We start from the raw sequence: 15213 nt of genomic DNA, 5'->3' as shown, positions 1-15213 counted from the left end.
GCGCTGAGTGGCTGTTCATGCCTCCATCATTGCATCTCAGCCGGGCACGCACTTCAATCAAGCAGGGCACTCCAGTCCACCGGCCCGCTTTGGGCTGCCTGCTTTGCGGAGGTCCGGGAGGCGGACTTCCGCGCCGGGCTCTTAGGCTTGGATTCGGCGGTCTTGGGTTCGGGAACGTCCGGGCCCCAGGGCAGCGCGAATGCCGGCACCATCTCGCCCAGTTGCACGCCGTGCGGCGGCACCACCAGGACGCCGTCGGCCGATGCAAGTCCGCGCATCATGCCGGGGCCGGTGTGCTGCGCGGGCGAGGCCATGCCGTACAGGAGCCGGAAGGGCATCAGCCGGGTGCGGCCGGGGTCGGGTTCGATCATGGTGCCGCAGGGAACTTCCCGGACCGGCGGCAACTGGCCATGTCCCAGGGCGGCCAGGAGCGGCGCGCCCACCGTGGACAGGGCCATCATCGCCGCCAGCGGGTTGCCAGGCAGCCCCAGCACGAAGCGCCCATCCGGCAGTTCTGCGAGGACGGCGGGGTGTCCCGGCCGCATTGCCACGCCGTCGATAATTAGCCGTCCGCCCAGTTCGGCCACGGCACGCCGAAAGTGGTCGGTGCCGGAACGGCCGGTCCCGCCGGTGGTAATAACGACGTCGGCCGGCAGGTTCAGTGCCTCGGGGATGCCGGAGTCTTCGAGGCCCGCCAGCCATTCCGTATAGCTGTCGCCGATGCGGGCCTGTTCACGGCACAGGCCGCCCAGCATTTCCACCACCGTGGCCAGCTGTGGGCCGAACGTGTCCCGCACGCGCCCGGGCACGGGCAGTCCCCGCTCGATCACTTCCGACCCGGTCAGCAGCAGCTTCACCACAGGCTTGCCGAGGACCTCCACCTCGTCGTACCCGGCCAGGGCGGCGAGGGCCACGTGGGCGGGGTTAAGCACGACGCCGGCCCTCACCAGCACGTCCCCGGCTTCCGCCTCCTCTGCGGCTTTCCGGATGTGCTGGCCGTTACCCGGTTCGCCGGGGCGGGCGGCGCCGCCCAGCGTCAGGACGGGGAGCCCGTCGTCGTCCGTGGCGATCACACCGCTCTCAGTGCGCAGCACTGCCTTGGCACCGGGGGGAATGAGTCCGCCCGTTACGATCACGCTCGCCTGGTGCGGCGCCAGCCGCTGCCCCGGCTCGGCCAGGATCCACGGACCGCTTCCATTAACTGCCCAGCCGTCCATGGCGGACGACGCATAGTGCGGCATGTCCTGGTGGGCGGTGATATCCGCGGCCAGGGTCCTGCCCACGGCCTCGCGCAAGGGAACGGGTGCCGCCGGGATCGGGGCAGCACAGTCGAAGGCGGCATGCCGGGCCTCCTCCCAGGTGTGCGCCAGGTGCTTGGCATGCTCGTCCGGCTCCCCCGGCACTTCCTGCTCCGGCTGGCCGTCCGGCTCGCCCGCGGCGGCGGGATCGGCACCTGGTGCGGGGTCGGTGCCGGTCACAAGTCCGCCGCCGGCCGAAGCAGTTCCGTCGCCGGCAGCAGTTGCGACCCCGGCAGGGGTGTGCTCTGCGGAGGCGGGTGGGTCGTCGGAGCGGTGCTCGGGCGCGGCTGTCATTCCCCCGGAGTCCCGCTGGGCGCCGAAGTTCCGGCGGAACCCGCGGCCGCGGAACCTGCCGCCGCGCGCGCCTCGTCGGCCGCGTAGGATTTAGCAACGGCACGGGCCACGTCCATGGCGCTTTGCATGGCTTCGACGTCCGGGGCCTGGCCCGCAGCGCACTTCAGGCCGGTGGCGAGCCCTGCTATGAAAGTAGTGAGGGGTGCAGCCGGACGCACCACGGAGTGCGCAGCCACTCCCGCAACGGACAGCACCTCGTTGATGTCCACGTCCACATCCTCGAGCTCAAAAGCCCGCAGCAGCAGACGGCACCATTCCTCAAGCGTCTCGTCCTGGCTTTTCATGCCTGCCTCCAAATTCATGGCGGTCCGGAAGGCGGCTCATTGCTCCCGGACAGCTACTCCCAACGCGGCTGCATCGTCCCAGGTGTCCACGTCATCCGTGGAGCCGGCAGGGACAACCACAGCCTGCACGTCAAGACTAGCAAGGAGGGCGAAGACTGACCCGTGGACCAGGGCGTTGCTTGCGGCGGCGTCCTGAACGGCGCGTTCCAGCGCAGCTGTGCTGTAAAAACCCGCCAGCGGCTGCTGCCGGCCGTCGGCGGATGCCGCCATAACGCCGTCAGCACCTGCGCCCGGAAGGGCGGCCAGCAGGGTACCGACAGCATCGCCCACGCGCGGCATGTCGCACGCCAGAACCAGGACCCAGTGCGGCCGGCCTGCGCTCCGGAGCGCGGCGAGCCCGGCAGCGATTGCCGCCGCCGGCCCCGCAAAGGGCGGGTCCTCACGCGTGCTGAGGACACCACCGGGAAGGTCCCCCGTCTCAGGTCCCACCACAACGAGGTGCCGGGCACCGGCCGCTGCCGAGAGCGAGCGCTCGAGGAGGGTGGCGCCGTCGAACATCAGGGCAGACTTGGGCGAGCCGCCCAGGCGCGAGGAGCGGCCGCCGGCCAGGATTATTGCGTCAAAGTCCACATGCCCAGCGTAGTGCTGCGATGCTCAGGCGGGCTTCAGGCTGCTCTTTCCGGAAGCAGGAACGGGTCCCACGCCGGTGTGGGCTTCTCCAGCTCCTTGATCTGCCACATGGTGCCCACCGGTGGAGCCGGATCGAACCGGAGCTTCCAGCCCATTTCACTGGGCGTGTGGTCACCCTTGACGTTGTTGCAGCGGAGGCAGGCCGCAACCAGGTTCTCCCAGGAGTCGGCACCGCCCCGGGATTTCGGCTGGACATGGTCTATGGTGTGGGCTGCCTTGCCGCAGTAGGCGCACCGGTGGCCGTCGCGGCGAAGCACGCCCCGTCTGCTCACCGCGGTGATCATGTTGTACCGGGGGCGGATGTAGCGGTTCAGGAGAATCACGGACGGGCGGCCCATGATGTCCTGCGGCCCGACGACAGGATCGTCGCCTTCGGCCACCACGCTTGCCTTTCCGGTGAGCACAAGGACCAGCGCCCGGCGGAAGGTCACTACCGCCAGCGGTTCATATCCAGCATTCAGAACGAGTGTGCGCATGCACATACCTCTTCACGGCCGCACCCGGCAGAGGCGCGAGGGCCGGCTGCCCTCTGCATGTCCGGGCTATGGATCGACACCATAAGAGTAAACACTCATTAGGCAGATGAGCGAATCGAACACAAGCATCGTCATGGTGTGTCGCCAAAAATTCATGCGGGCGCAAGCAAAAAAGGACCCCCGCCGGCTGGCGGGGGTCCTTTCCGTAATGCTGTGGGTGTCTTAGCCGCCGACGCGGATGAAGACAGGGCCGGAGCCCACGTTCACGCTGAACAGTGCGGTGGTTCCGCCGTTCCAACCGCCGTGGACGGCCATGCCGTTGCCGACGTAGACAGCGATGTGGGCCAGGCCCATGCCGCCGTTCTGGTAGTACGCGAGGTCACCCGGCTGGGCCTCGGCAGCGCTCACGGTGCGGCCGAGGGACAGGTATCCTGCGGGCCAGCCGTGGTAGTGGATGCCCACGGCGGCGAGTGCGTTGGTGGCCAGCGCGGTGCAGTCCTGCGAGACGCCCAGCTGTGCGTAGGCGGCAGCGGCGATTGCAGCGCCCTTGCCGCTGGCGGCTGTGGTCTTCGGCGCTGCCGGGGCAGCGGTCTCGACGGCGGCGGTGGCCTGGACTGCCGGTGCGTCAGCAGCCGGAGCGGCGTCAACGGCGGGAGCGGCTTCCTGGACCTTCACGACAGGCTTCGGGGCCTCGACGACGGGAGCCGGCGCGGTGGAGACAGCCGGCTTCTCGTAAGAGATGGCGATGCTGGAAGCGGCCGAGATGGTGGCCGGCGCTGCAGCGGACTGCACTTCCAGCGTGGAAGCCGGAGCGGATTCGCGCTGGACGTTGGTCTCAGCAGCGTTGGCGGCGATGCCGCTGGTCAGGACAAGACCTGAAGCAGCAGCGATAACTGCAGCCTGGCGGCTCACGCCACCGGCGTTGTCGCCGACGGCCTTGGCAATGACAGCCAGCGAGCTGGTCTTGGTGACCTCGGCGCGGTGCCGTGCAATAGTCGCACGTGTAGTCATTAAAGTTTCTCTCTTTCGTGTTCCACGGACTGCGGTAGCAGGACGTGGGTTATCGACGAGCCGGCATCTTGGGGGTAAGCCGGCCCGCCTCGAATCGGATTCTTAGCGAAGGGTGTAAAAAGCGGACGTGCCCGTTGCGGACACGGCGTGCAGGAGAGTGCCGTCCGCAGGGTTCAGCGCGCTGATCATCATGCCGTTGCCGACGTAGATGCCCACGTGGGCGCCGCCGTTCTGCATGACCAGGTCGCCGGGGGCAGGCGTGGAGGTGGGCTTCATGGCGTTCCACGCGTTGACGCGGGGAATGCTGATGCCAGCCTGCGCGTAAACCCACTGGGTAAAGCCGGAGCAGTCCCAGCCGCTGGGGGTGGTGCCGCCCCACACGTACGGGTGGCCGATGCCGGTGTACGCGATTGCAGCAAGTCCGGAAGCTGCGGCGGAGACCGCACCATCGGTGGACTTGGCGGTGACGGCCGTGGCCGCACCGGTGCTCTCGTCGCCGGCTTGGCCTGCGCCGGCCGTCTGGCTCTCGTCGCTCGACTGCGGAGCGACGGTTTCGGCGACCGGGGCTGCCACCGTGGTGACGGCAGGACGCTCGAAGGAGACAGTGGCGGTGGGCGCGGCGGTCACAGCAAGCTGTGCGGCCTGGGAACCGGTCTCCGAGGAGGCGGAAACACCAATGTTGGCGTCGGCCGCGTTGGCAGGCATGCCAACGCTCAGGATGAGTCCTGAAGCAGCTGCGATAACAGCTGCCTGGCGACCTACTGTGCCGGCATTGGCGCTAACCGCCTTGGACACGGAGTCCAACGGGTTCATACGAACCGTTTGCGCGCGGTGGCGCGCGGCATTGTGGCGTGAAGACACGAAGGTAGCCTCTCCCAATGCCTGCGAGGTGAGCTGTCGGATTCGGATGGGAGTCACCCGGCCGCTCCGCTTCCTGGGAAGCTTTGCGACTTAACCCCAAGGCCTTCTTGCGAAGACCAAAATTGGTTCCCCCGCCCCTGCCAGACGATGTAATGCGAACGGACCTTGAGCGGTGGCAGAGTTAGGCAATCCACTCAAGAGCGTCAACTTCGGAAAAGTTGACGCGGTTTAGACGGTACAGCAGTTCGGAGCCAATGTCACATTCAGGTTACGGCGTGTCACAGGAATGAGAGTGCTCACTCGGGTTGGCCTAGAGCCAGCCCATGGGATCAACGACATCCCCGTTGACCATCACCTCGAAGTGGAGGTGGCAGCCGGTGGAGGCGCCCGTGGTCCCGCTGAGGGCGATAACCTCGCCCCGGGTGACCTTCTGGCCAACCTGGACGCTGGAGGACGACAGGTGGTTGTACGTGGTCTCCAGGCCGTTGCCGTGATCGATCACGACGCGGTTGCCTCCGCCATACGGGTGCCACCCTGAGAAGGTGACCTTGCCGCTGGCTGCAGCAAGCACCTGGGTGCCGCACTCGGCGGCGAAGTCCTGGCCGCGGTGGAATTCGCCGGCTCCGCCGGTGATCGGGCTCACCCGGTAACCGAACGGCGAGGACTTGACCAGCGTGGTCAGTGGTCCGCCCAAGGTGCCCACCGAGGCCGCACGGCTGACACTGCCGGCCGACTGGGCGCTCAGGAGCTGCTTGAGCTTTCCGTCCGGGTCGCCGGTGGTGGAGACTGACGTGCGGCTGAAGTCGATCTTTGCCGCCGGTTCCGCCGAAACTTTCGGCTGCGCCGGTGATGCAGCGGACGCGGACGCCCCGCCCTGCTCGCCGGCAGCCAGGACAGGGCTGGTGGCGGGGACAGTAACAGTCAGCAGGAGGCCGGTGGCCGCGAGGGCAACGCCGGCTTTCTGCCCAACGCCACTGGCCGAGGCGAAATCCGCAACCTGCCGGAACGGACCCCGGCGGCGGCGGCGCGCTTCGCGCTGGGCGTCCCGGGGTCGGTCCGCGGCGGTGGCCTCCGCAAGGCGCGGCTCCGGAGCGGGACCAGTCGCGCGGCGGCGGCCCCGGGCATTCTGCATGGACAAGTACTGTTTCCTCTCTGGATAGCCTGCGGAGTTAGCTGTCGGATTCGGGTCAGAGAGTTCAGACCCGGTCCGCCATCACAAGCCGTTCCGGCACAGGGGTATCCCCGTAAGGATTCCTTCTGCGGAAGAGACTTGCTGCTGCGGACTTCACCCCAAGGCTGTCGAAACAGCCGGTTGTGGTTCCCCCGCCCCTGCCAGTGGGTGACTCGTTCTGCTGATCTGCTGGCAGGGTTCGGCTTCAGATCAGGTAACGCTTTTGTATCGGCGTTGCCGTTTAACTATAGGCGATTAACGGGCACGGTAATAATTCCGTTATATTCCCTGTGCAAAAGAGGTAGGTCATCCTGCCTGCAGATGTCAGACAGGATATGGCTTCCGCGCCGCTGGGCGGTTTAGGCGCCCGTTAGGCACCCTCTGGCCCCCGTAGGCACCCTCTGGAGCTTAGCCCAGGCGCACGAACACGTGCGCAGCAACTTCCGGCGGCAGTTCAAGGGCACCCTCGAACCCCGGTACGCGGACAGAGATGTACTCACCCACGCGCTCGAGCGAGACGGCGGCGCCGGGCCGGATCCCGCCTTCATCCAGCTGGAGCAGCAGCTCCGGCTCCACCTGGATGGGTTCTGCCAGGCGGCTGACGGTGACCTTGGATTCCGGGCCGTAGCCGGTCATGGCATCCAGCAGGTTCACCACCCCGTCCGAGAACGGGCGTGCCGGCTGCCCGCCGAGCGCGGCCAGGCCTGGAATCGGGTTGCCATAGGGCGATTCGGTGGGGTGGTCGAGCATTTCGTAGATCCGGCGTTCCACGCGCTCACTCATGACGTGTTCCCACCGGCACGCCTCGTCGTGGACGTAGGCCCAGTCGAGGCCGATGACGTCGGCGAGGAGGCGCTCGGCGAGCCGGTGCTTGCGCATCACCTCGGTGGCGCGCTTGCGGCCCACTTCGGTCAGTTCCAGGTGGCGGTCGCCGGAGACGACGACGAGGCCGTCGCGTTCCATCCTGCCGATGGTCTGCGAAACAGTGGGGCCCGAGTGGCGGAGACGTTCCGCGATGCGTGCCCGAAGCGCCACGATGTTCTCTTCCTCCAGCTCCAGAATGGTGCGAAGGTACATCTCCGTGGTGTCGATCAGATCCGTCATTCAGCTCAGCTCCTCGAGCACAGTATTGTGTCCGTCCCACCGTACCGCGGGCCCGCCGCACCGGGATCCGGCAAGCTGCAGCGGCGGTCCTGTATGACGGCGGCGCAGCACCGGCTGTCTGCCCGTACGTCCAGTGCCAGCTTAGCCTATTTTGAATTAGTCCGGATAATCCGCCGAGCCTGTGACGGGCACCATCTCAATGACTGGACTATGACGGTGGCGTGTTCCCGCGGTATCCGCGCTTCGGGCAGAATAAGGAGGGTCTTGGTGGCGGTCATGGTTGCCTGCCGGCCATCGCCCCGTCCCCGCCGAACCGCACTTCCATGCCGAAAATTGGAGCCACTGTGAGCGACACCAGCATCACTATTCCCGCAAACCTCCTGCCCAAGGACGGACGGTTCGGCGCCGGTCCCTCCAAGGTCAGGCCCGAGCAAATCGAGGCGCTCTCCGCAGCAGCCACGACGCTCCTTGGCACGTCCCACCGCCAGGCCCCCGTGAAGAACCTGGTTGGATCCGTCCGTGAAGGCCTCAGCACCTTCTTCCGTGCCCCCGAAGGCTACGAGGTGGTCCTCGGGGTCGGCGGTTCCACCGCATTCTGGGACGTTGCCAGCTTCGGCCTGGTGGAAGAGAAGGCACAGCACCTGTCCTTCGGCGAGTTCGGGTCCAAGTTCGCCGCGGCCACCAACAAGGCACCGTTCCTTGCGGAATCCTCCATCATCAAGTCCGAGCCCGGCACCTGCCCTGCACCCAAGGCCGAGGCCGGCGTTGACGTCTACGCCTGGCCGCAGAACGAAACCTCCACCGGCGTTGCCGCGCCCGTCCAGCGGGTGAACGGTGCCGATGAGGGCGCGCTGGTGCTGGTGGACGCAACCTCGGCTGCCGGCGGCCTTGACGTCGATGTGGCCCAGACGGACGTCTACTACTTTGCGCCGCAGAAGAACTTCGCTTCCGACGGCGGGCTGTGGCTTGGCCTGTTCTCCCCGGCAGCGCTGGAGCGGGCCGAGCGCGTTAAGGCCAGCGGGCGCTGGATCCCGGACTTCCTGGACCTGAAGACTGCCATCGACAACTCCAAGCTGAACCAGACGTACAACACCCCCTCGTTGTCCACGCTCGTCACGCTGGACGCCCAGGTGCAGTGGCTCAACGCCAACGGCGGGCTGGACTTCGCCGCCGGACGCACTGCCGACTCCGCCGGACGTATCTACAAGTGGGCGGAAGCCTCCGAATTCGCGACGCCGTTCGTCGCCAACGCCGCCGAACGCTCCAACGTCATCGCCACCATTGACTTCGATGACTCGATCGATGCCGCCGCCATCGCCAAGGTGCTTCGCGCCAACGGCATCGTGGACACCGAACCGTACCGGAAGCTGGGACGCAACCAGCTGCGCATCGCCACGTTCGTTGCCATCGAGCCCTCCGATGTCACCGCCCTGCTGGAGTGCATCGACTACGTGGTGGGCGAGCTGAAGAAGTAGTCGCCCGGTGAGGAGTTTTTGTCCAGATAATCGGGGTTTGAAGCCCGTTTAGCCCCGATATCTGGACAAAAACTCTTCTGTTAAAGCACGACGGCGCCGTCCGGACTTTCGTCCCGACGGCGCCGTTTGCTTTGTGCTCAGTTTGCCGTTGTCAGTCCTGCTCGGGACTGCCTGACTCTGCATCGGCGTCGGCCTTTGTTCCGGCGTCGGACTCTGCCTCGGCGTCCGCGGTGGTTTCGCCCGGGGCTCCGTGCGGGGCCTCGCCAGCCGCGCCCTCTTCAAGAGCTTCCTCCGCGTCCTGCTCCTGGGCGTCTTCAGGGCGCACGCGTTCGGCCCACGGCACCCACTCCGGCGCGAGGATCGACTCCGCGGACGGGAGCAGGCCAAGCTCGTTGACCGTGATCACCTTGGAACGGGAGTTGCGGGTCAGGACGGCGTACCACTGCCAGCCGATGTACCCCGGCAGCCGTGATTCGAAAAGGTGCGTGACCACGCGGTCGCCTTCGGTACGGGCCGCCAGGTGGTCCCCGATTTCGGATGCCTTTGCAATGCCTTCTATGGCGGTCCGGGCGGTGTCCACGGCAGCGGCCAGCACGGCGTCGGGCTTCCCCGTCCGCCATACCGGGACTCCGGCGCGCCCCTTGAGGGCCTTGGATCCAGCCTTGGGCTCCACCTTGGATTCGGCCTGTTCAGGTTCCGGGTTCATCGGGAGGCCTAGGCGTCCAGCTCGTCGGCAACCTTACGCAGGGCGGCGGCAATTGCCTTGCCCTTGTTGCCGTCCGGGTATTTGCCGGAGGACAGCGTGCCGGACAGGTTGTCCAGAACCGTCACCAGGTCCTGCACCAGCGGGGCAAGATCCCTTGCGCTGGGGCGTTTGGCCTTGGCGATGGACGGCGTCTTTTCAAGGACGCGCAGACCCAGGGCCTGGGCGCCCTTGCGCCCATCCGCGACGCCGAACTCAACCCGCGTGCCGGCCTTCAGTTCCGAAACTCCGGCGGGCAGCGCGGACTTGGGAAGGAACACTTCCTGCCCGTCCTCGCCCGCGAGGAATCCGAAACCTTTGTCCTTGTCGTACCACTTGACCTTGCCGGTAGGCACCTAATCAACCTTCTTCGTTCTGACGTTCTGGGGCACGGCCGGCCGTCACCGCATCCGCACCGATGTGCGGGTTCAGGGTATGACTGCCTGGTCCATGTTGGTCTCTTCCTTCAAGGTTATCCTGACTGGCAGGCTAATCCCGCTTTGAGGCGCGGCCGCGGCGCTGCTGTTAGCGTTACTTGCATGAGATCCGCGCGTATCCGGCGGCCACTGATGGCCGCGGCAGTGCTCCTTGCAGTTTTGTCCCTCGCCGCCGTCGGGGCGGTCATGGCCCTGGCCGCCGCGGGCCAGGCCGCGCCGCAGTGGATCACGTCGGCGGCCCTTTACGGCCTTCCGGCAGCTTTCCTCCTGATGCTTGTGCTGGTGGCGGACGGCGTTGCCGCCCGCCGCCGGGCAGGAACCACGGGCGGGCGGTAACGTTGGACTGATGTCCCTCATTCGAGCGCTCAGCAAGGACCTGGAGGCACGCAGCGACGAGTCACTGCGTGCCCTGTTCGCTGCGCGGCCGGACCTGATCTCCCCCGGCGTTCCCGACTTCCCTGCCCTCGCCGCCCGCGCCAGCGCCCGCGTGAGCGTGCAGCGTGCCCTGGAGCGCCTGAACCGTCCCCAGATGCAGGTCCTGGAAACCCTGCACCTCTGCACCAACACGGACACCGGACACAGCGCATCGGCCGCGGTGCTGAAGAAAGCCATTGCAGGATCAACGGTGGCCGCCGTCGAGCAGCTCCTGCAGTCGCTGCATGACCTGGCCCTCGTGCAGCGCGCGGAGCCGCCGCACGGAGCAGGACCCTCCGCCCAGCGGCAGCGCTTCTACCTTCCGGTGAGCAGCCTGAAGGACGTCGTCGGCATCTACCCGGCCGGCCTGGGGCGCAGCTACACCGAGCTCGTCAGGCTGCAGCCGGCGTTCGCCCAGCGCGTTGTCCAGCTTGTCGCGGAGCTGCACCGCAGCGGCGCGGCCGTACAGGCCGCCACCACCCCGATGGAGGCAGCGCTGGCGCTGCAGCACTGGACCTCCTCCCCCGAGGCATTGCAGGCGCTCCTCGCCACCGCCCCGGAGCGGACGGCGGCACTGCTGGCGCGGTTCAGCAACTGGGCCATGGGTGCCGTACCCCAGGCCCAGCGCAAGGCTTCCGTCGCCACTGAAGGTCACGACGTCGGACCCGTCGACTGGCTGCTCGCGCGGGGCCTGCTGGTGCCGCTGGACGCCGCCCACGTGGAGCTGCCGCACAGTGTGGGCATCTCCCTGCGCGGCGGCGCCATCATCGACAACTTCTCCCTGACTCCCCCGGCGCCAACGCTCGGCGTCACCACCGCGGCGCTGCGCCGAAACGCCGCGCTGGGCGCCATCGCGGAGACCCTGCGGCTCACCGGCGAACTGCTGCATGCGGTCAGGGACCAGCCCCTGGCTACCCTGCGGAGCGGCGGGGTGGGCATCCGCGAAATGCGGCGGCTGGCCGAGACGCTCCGCGTGGACCACCACACCACCGCCGTACTGCTGGAAGTCTGCGCCCTGTCCGGCCTGATCCGGCTGGACGTGGACAGCTCGTGCTGGGTGCAGCCGCCGCAGCTGGAATGGCTCGGGCTGCCGCGGCAGGAACAGTGGCTGTGGCTCGTCAACGCCTGGCTGGCCAGCGAGCGCGCGCCGTCCCTCGTGGGGCAGCCCGTCAACGGTCAGCCCGGCGGACCCGCCAACCACCGGGCCGCCCCGGCGGCTACCGTCAACGCCCTCTCCGCGGAGGCCCAGCGCTCCGACGCGCCCGTTATCCGCAAGAGGATCCTGGAAATCCTGCGGGAGCTGACCCTCGAGGCGGAGATGCCGGACGGGGCGGCTCCGGTCCTCAATGCGGAGGCAGTGCTGCAGCGTGCCGAGTGGTCCCAGCCGCGCATGGCGCGGCGGTTCAGTTCGCTGATCGGCGGCGTCCTGGCCGAAGCGGAGCTGCTGGGACTGATCGGGTCCGGTGCGCTCAGCCAGCTCGGTGCCGCCATCGCCGCGGACGCGCCCGACGATGCCATGGACCTACTGGGCGAACACCTCCCTGCGGCCCTCAACCACGTGCTCCTGCAGGCGGACCTGACCGCGGTCGCGCCGGGATACCTGGCCCCCGACCTGGCAGAACAGCTGCAGCGGATGGCCGACGCCGAGGGGCAGGGCCCGGCCACGACGTACCGGTTCTCCGTGGAGTCCATCCGGCGCGCCCTGGACTCGGGCCAGGACGCTGCGGCCATCCTCGATTTCCTTCGCCGGCACTCCGCCACCGCCGTGCCGCAGCCGCTGCAGTACCTCGTGGAGGACACCGCCGCCAGGCACGGCAAGCTGCGGGTCGGGGCGGCCGCCAGCTTCATCCAGAGCGACGACGAGGCCGCGCTCAGCGAGCTCTGCCGGGAGGCTGCCGCCTCGTCCCTGGGCCTGGTCCGGATCGCCCCCACCGTGCTGGTGTCCATGGCTTCGCCCCGGCAGACTGCGCTCGTGCTGCGCGGGCTGGGACTGTCACCCGCCGTCGAAGAGGCCGGGACCGCCGTCGTCCGCCTTAACCGCACCGCCCCCGTTCCGGGCACCGGCCGCCCCGTCTACAGCGCGCCGCGCACCGCCCTTCCCGACGCCGACGTCACCGCCCAGCTCGCCGTCCTCCGCAGCCATGCGGACCACACCAGCCCCAACGGCTCCCGGCCCGCCGCTGCCGGCGGCGAGGAGGCCACCCAGCTGGGACTGGAGACCCTGCACAAGGCCATCCGGCTCAGGCAAAAGGTCGTGATGAACGTCGTGGACAGCCTGGGGAATGCGAAACTGGAAACGGTTGTCCCGGTCTCCGTCGCGGGCGGGCGCGTCCGCGTGTTCGACCCCGCGAAGGACACGGAGCGGGTGCTTTCCATCCACCGGATCATCGACATCGAGGCAGCAGAGGAAATGCAGCAGTGAAGGTTCTACCTGCATGAATGACGGCCCCCTGATTGTCCAGAGTGACAAAACCATCCTGCTCGAAGTGGACCACGAGCAGGCGACGGAGGCCCGGCACGCCATTGCGGCCTTCGCCGAGCTGGAGCGCGCCCCCGAGCACATGCACAGCTACCGGCTCACGCCGCTGGGGCTCTGGAACGCCCGGGCCGCGGGGCTCGACGCCGAGAAGGTGCTGGACACGCTGCTCACCTACTCCCGGTTCCCCGTGCCGCACTCCCTGCTGATCGACATCGAAGAAACCATGTCCCGGTACGGCCGGCTCCGGCTGGAGAAGGACCCCCAGCACGGGCTGGTCATGCGCACCAGCGACTATCCGGTGCTCGAGGAGGTCAGCAGGGCCAAGAAGATCCAGCCGCTGCTGGGCCCGCGGATCGATGCCGAGACGGTGGTGGTCCATTCCTCCCAGCGGGGCCAGCTGAAGCAGCTGCTGCTGAAGATCGGCTGGCCGGCGGAGGACCTGGCCGGCTACGTCGACGGCACACCGCACCCCATTCTGCTCAACGAATCGGGCTGGACGCTGCGGCCGTACCAGCGGCTGGCCACGGAGAACTTCTGGGCCGGCGGCAGCGGCGTCGTCGTGCTCCCCTGCGGCGCCGGGAAGACGCTCGTGGGGGCCGCCGCGATGGCGACCAGCTCCACCACGACGCTGATCCTCGTCACCAACACGGTCTCGGCGCGGCAGTGGAAGGACGAGCTCCTCCGGCGGACCTCGCTGACCGAGGACGAGATCGGCGAGTATTCGGGCGCCGTCAAGGAAGTCCGCCCGGTGACCATCGCCACCTACCAGGTCCTCACCACCAAACGCGGCGGCCTGTACCCGCACCTTGAGCTCGTGGACGGCCACGACTGGGGCCTGATCATCTATGACGAGGTCCATCTGCTGCCGGCCCCGATCTTCAGGATGACGGCTGACCTGCAGGCGCGGCGGCGGCTCGGCCTTACGGCAACCCTGGTGCGTGAAGACGGCCGGGAAGGCGAGGTCTTCAGCCTCATCGGACCCAAACGCTATGACGCGCCGTGGAAGGACATTGAGGCCCAGGGCTACATCGCGCCTGCCGATTGCGTGGAGGTCCGCGTGGACCTTCCCAAGGACGAGCGCGTGGCCTATGCCATGGCCGAGGATGCGGACAAGTACCGGCTGTGCGCCACCTCCGAGACGAAGACTCTCGTGGCCGAACAGCTCGTGGAACACCACCGGGGCGAGCAGGTCCTGGTGATCGGGCAGTACATCGACCAGCTCGATGAACTCGGCGAGCGGCTGGACGCCCCGGTCATCAAGGGCGAGACCCCGGTGAAGGCCCGGCAGAAGCTCTTTGACGCCTTCCGCGCCGGGGAGGTCCAGACGCTGGTGGTGTCCAAGGTGGCCAACTTCTCCATCGACCTGCCGGAGGCCTCCGTGGCCATCCAGGTGTCCGGCTCCTTCGGTTCGCGCCAGGAGGAGGCCCAGCGGCTCGGCCGGCTGTTGCGGCCGAAGCAGGACGGCCGGGCGGCGCGGTTCTACTCGCTCGTTGCCCGTGACACCCTGGACCAGGATTTCGCGGCCAAGCGCCAGCGCTTCCTGGCCGAGCAGGGCTACGCCTACCGCATCATGGACGCCAAGGACGTCGAATCCTGCTGACCCAAGCAACACACAACATTCATCCAGAAAACTCCCAGATTCTGGGAGCATCATGGGAAATATGAAAAAGAACAGCGCCGAAGCGAAGCTCCTCGTGGTCGATGACGAACCGAACATCCGCGAGCTGCTCTCGACGTCCTTGCGCTTCGCCGGCTTTGAAGTGGTGTCCGCGGGCAACGGGCGGGAGGCGCTGGCCGCCGTCGAGGCGCACGCGCCCGACCTCGCGGTGCTGGACGTCATGCTTCCGGACATGGACGGCTTCACCGTCACGCGCCGGCTGCGCGCGGCGGGCAAGCATTTCCCGGTCCTCTTCCTGACCGCCAAGGATGACACCGAGGACAAGGTCACCGGACTGACGGTCGGCGGGGACGACTACGTCACCAAGCCGTTCAGCCTTGATGAGGTGGTGGCGCGCATCCGCGCCGTGCTCCGCAGGACCCAGCCGCTGCTGGAGGACGACGAGGCCGTCATCCGGGTGGATGACCTGGAACTCGACGACGACGCCCACGAGGTGCGCCGCGGCGGCAAGGTGATCGAGCTGTCCCCCACCGAGTTCAAACTCCTCCGCTACCTGATGCTCAACCCGAACCGGGTCCTGTCCAAGGCGCAGATCCTGGACCACGTCTGGGAATACGACTTCAACGGTGACGCCTCCATCGTCGAGTCCTACATTTCCTACCTGCGGCGCAAGGTGGACATCGATCCCGACGCCCCGGCCCTGATCCAGACCAAGCGCGGCGTCGGGTACGTGCTGCGGACAGCAGAAAAGCGCTGACCTTGCTGGCACGATGGAGGTCGGCGCTGGAGCGCTGGAAGT

At 67.7% G+C, this 15213-nt stretch carries 15 protein-coding genes and 2 riboswitches; of the genes, 5 read left to right on the top strand and 10 right to left on the bottom strand.

Going from position 1 to position 15213, the window contains the following annotated elements; all coding sequences use genetic code 11:
* Nucleotides 1-53: 53 nt before the first annotated feature.
* The 8 genes from ACFTSA_RS05800 to ACFTSA_RS05765 all read right to left on the bottom strand — a co-directional run bounded on the left by ACFTSA_RS05800 (nt 54) and on the right by ACFTSA_RS05765 (nt 7249).
* Complete coding sequence (locus ACFTSA_RS05800; protein WP_377950294.1) at nt 54-1592, bottom strand: molybdopterin molybdotransferase MoeA; 1539 nt, start codon at nt 1590-1592, stop codon at nt 54-56.
* Complete coding sequence (locus ACFTSA_RS05795; RefSeq protein WP_377950292.1) at nt 1589-1936, bottom strand: DUF6457 domain-containing protein; 348 nt, start codon at nt 1934-1936, stop codon at nt 1589-1591. Before ACFTSA_RS05795 ends, ACFTSA_RS05800 begins: the two co-directional genes overlap by 4 nt.
* A gap of 36 nt (nt 1937-1972) precedes the next feature.
* Nucleotides 1973-2566, bottom strand: coding sequence for a molybdenum cofactor guanylyltransferase (locus tag ACFTSA_RS05790; RefSeq protein ID WP_377950290.1), 594 nt, complete (start codon nt 2564-2566; stop codon nt 1973-1975).
* Nucleotides 2567-2601: 35 nt separating this feature from the next.
* A complete protein-coding gene (locus ACFTSA_RS05785; protein WP_003804664.1) occupies nt 2602-3102 on the bottom strand; it encodes an HNH endonuclease in 501 nt (166 codons plus the stop codon).
* A 222-nt stretch (nt 3103-3324) separates the two neighbouring features.
* Nucleotides 3325-4113, bottom strand: a complete 789-nt coding sequence (locus ACFTSA_RS05780) for an NlpC/P60 family protein (protein WP_377950288.1) — start codon at nt 4111-4113, stop codon at nt 3325-3327.
* A gap of 102 nt (nt 4114-4215) precedes the next feature.
* A complete protein-coding gene (locus tag ACFTSA_RS05775; protein WP_377950286.1) occupies nt 4216-4926 on the bottom strand; it encodes a C40 family peptidase in 711 nt (236 codons plus the stop codon).
* 52 nt (nt 4927-4978) lie between these two features.
* A riboswitch (cyclic di-AMP (ydaO/yuaA leader) is annotated at nt 4979-5172 on the bottom strand.
* A 112-nt stretch (nt 5173-5284) separates the two neighbouring features.
* Nucleotides 5285-6106: a M23 family metallopeptidase gene (locus ACFTSA_RS05770; RefSeq protein WP_377950605.1), complete on the bottom strand. Its 822-nt coding sequence runs from the start codon at nt 6104-6106 to the stop codon at nt 5285-5287.
* Nucleotides 6107-6117: 11 nt separating this feature from the next.
* Nucleotides 6118-6360, bottom strand: a riboswitch (cyclic di-AMP (ydaO/yuaA leader).
* Between the two features lie 193 nt (nt 6361-6553).
* Entirely contained in the window at nt 6554-7249 is a 696-nt protein-coding gene (locus tag ACFTSA_RS05765) for a metal-dependent transcriptional regulator (RefSeq protein WP_377950284.1), read from the bottom strand.
* A 344-nt stretch (nt 7250-7593) separates the two neighbouring features.
* On the opposite strand from ACFTSA_RS05765, the gene serC reads away from it, so the two are divergent.
* Nucleotides 7594-8724 carry a phosphoserine transaminase gene (gene serC, locus ACFTSA_RS05760; RefSeq protein ID WP_354262308.1) on the top strand — a complete coding sequence of 377 codons (1131 nt, stop codon included), beginning with the start codon at nt 7594-7596 and terminating at the stop codon, nt 8722-8724.
* A gap of 151 nt (nt 8725-8875) precedes the next feature.
* Here serC and ACFTSA_RS05755 read toward each other — a convergent pair whose 3' ends face one another.
* Both ACFTSA_RS05755 and ACFTSA_RS05750 read right to left on the bottom strand, forming a co-directional pair.
* Nucleotides 8876-9430: a DUF3027 domain-containing protein gene (locus ACFTSA_RS05755; RefSeq protein ID WP_377950282.1), complete on the bottom strand. Its 555-nt coding sequence runs from the start codon at nt 9428-9430 to the stop codon at nt 8876-8878.
* Between the two features lie 8 nt (nt 9431-9438).
* Nucleotides 9439-9822, bottom strand: a complete 384-nt coding sequence (locus ACFTSA_RS05750; protein ID WP_003804678.1) for a cold-shock protein — start codon at nt 9820-9822, stop codon at nt 9439-9441.
* A 183-nt stretch (nt 9823-10005) separates the two neighbouring features.
* Here ACFTSA_RS05750 and ACFTSA_RS05745 point away from each other — a divergent pair, with 183 nt between their 5' ends.
* From ACFTSA_RS05745 to ACFTSA_RS05730, 4 genes are all read left to right on the top strand, one after another.
* On the top strand, nt 10006-10239 hold the full coding sequence (locus tag ACFTSA_RS05745) for a hypothetical protein (protein WP_377950280.1): 234 nt from the start codon (nt 10006-10008) through the stop codon (nt 10237-10239).
* Between the two features lie 10 nt (nt 10240-10249).
* Nucleotides 10250-12739 (top strand): helicase-associated domain-containing protein, encoded by a 2490-nt coding sequence (locus ACFTSA_RS05740; RefSeq protein ID WP_377950278.1) that lies wholly within the window; start codon nt 10250-10252, stop codon nt 12737-12739.
* 13 nt (nt 12740-12752) lie between these two features.
* Nucleotides 12753-14396: a DNA repair helicase XPB gene (locus ACFTSA_RS05735; RefSeq protein ID WP_377950276.1), complete on the top strand. Its 1644-nt coding sequence runs from the start codon at nt 12753-12755 to the stop codon at nt 14394-14396.
* Nucleotides 14397-14457: 61 nt separating this feature from the next.
* Nucleotides 14458-15171 (top strand): response regulator transcription factor, encoded by a 714-nt coding sequence (locus ACFTSA_RS05730; RefSeq protein ID WP_214847153.1) that lies wholly within the window; start codon nt 14458-14460, stop codon nt 15169-15171.
* Nucleotides 15172-15213 lie beyond the last annotated feature (42 nt).

Origin of the sequence: Arthrobacter sp. NPDC057013, from assembly GCF_042674585.1 — a bacterium.
In the GTDB taxonomy this organism is placed as follows: Bacteria; Actinomycetota; Actinomycetes; order Actinomycetales; family Micrococcaceae; genus Arthrobacter.
This window is presented reverse-complemented; position numbering and strand designations above follow the sequence as displayed.

What these genes read in the sequence shown, in the direction of transcription:
- ACFTSA_RS05775 (WP_377950286.1), bottom strand. Translation starts at nt 4,926, where the DNA reads ATGAACCCGTTGGACTCCGTGTCCAAGGCGGTTAGCGCCAATGCCGGC.
- ACFTSA_RS05755 (WP_377950282.1), bottom strand. Translation starts at nt 9,430, where the DNA reads ATGAACCCGGAACCTGAACAGGCCGAATCCAAGGTGGAGCCCAAGGCT.
- ACFTSA_RS05780 (WP_377950288.1), bottom strand. Translation starts at nt 4,113, where the DNA reads ATGACTACACGTGCGACTATTGCACGGCACCGCGCCGAGGTCACCAAG.
- ACFTSA_RS05800 (WP_377950294.1), bottom strand. Translation starts at nt 1,592, where the DNA reads ATGACAGCCGCGCCCGAGCACCGCTCCGACGACCCACCCGCCTCCGCA.
- ACFTSA_RS05740 (WP_377950278.1), top strand. Translation starts at nt 10,250, where the DNA reads ATGTCCCTCATTCGAGCGCTCAGCAAGGACCTGGAGGCACGCAGCGAC.
- ACFTSA_RS05795 (WP_377950292.1), bottom strand. Translation starts at nt 1,936, where the DNA reads ATGAAAAGCCAGGACGAGACGCTTGAGGAATGGTGCCGTCTGCTGCTG.
- ACFTSA_RS05765 (WP_377950284.1), bottom strand. Translation starts at nt 7,249, where the DNA reads ATGACGGATCTGATCGACACCACGGAGATGTACCTTCGCACCATTCTG.
- ACFTSA_RS05735 (WP_377950276.1), top strand. Translation starts at nt 12,753, where the DNA reads ATGAATGACGGCCCCCTGATTGTCCAGAGTGACAAAACCATCCTGCTC.
- ACFTSA_RS05745 (WP_377950280.1), top strand. Translation starts at nt 10,006, where the DNA reads ATGAGATCCGCGCGTATCCGGCGGCCACTGATGGCCGCGGCAGTGCTC.
- ACFTSA_RS05730 (WP_214847153.1), top strand. Translation starts at nt 14,458, where the DNA reads ATGAAAAAGAACAGCGCCGAAGCGAAGCTCCTCGTGGTCGATGACGAA.
- ACFTSA_RS05770 (WP_377950605.1), bottom strand. Translation starts at nt 6,106, where the DNA reads ATGCAGAATGCCCGGGGCCGCCGCCGCGCGACTGGTCCCGCTCCGGAG.
- ACFTSA_RS05785 (WP_003804664.1), bottom strand. Translation starts at nt 3,102, where the DNA reads ATGCGCACACTCGTTCTGAATGCTGGATATGAACCGCTGGCGGTAGTG.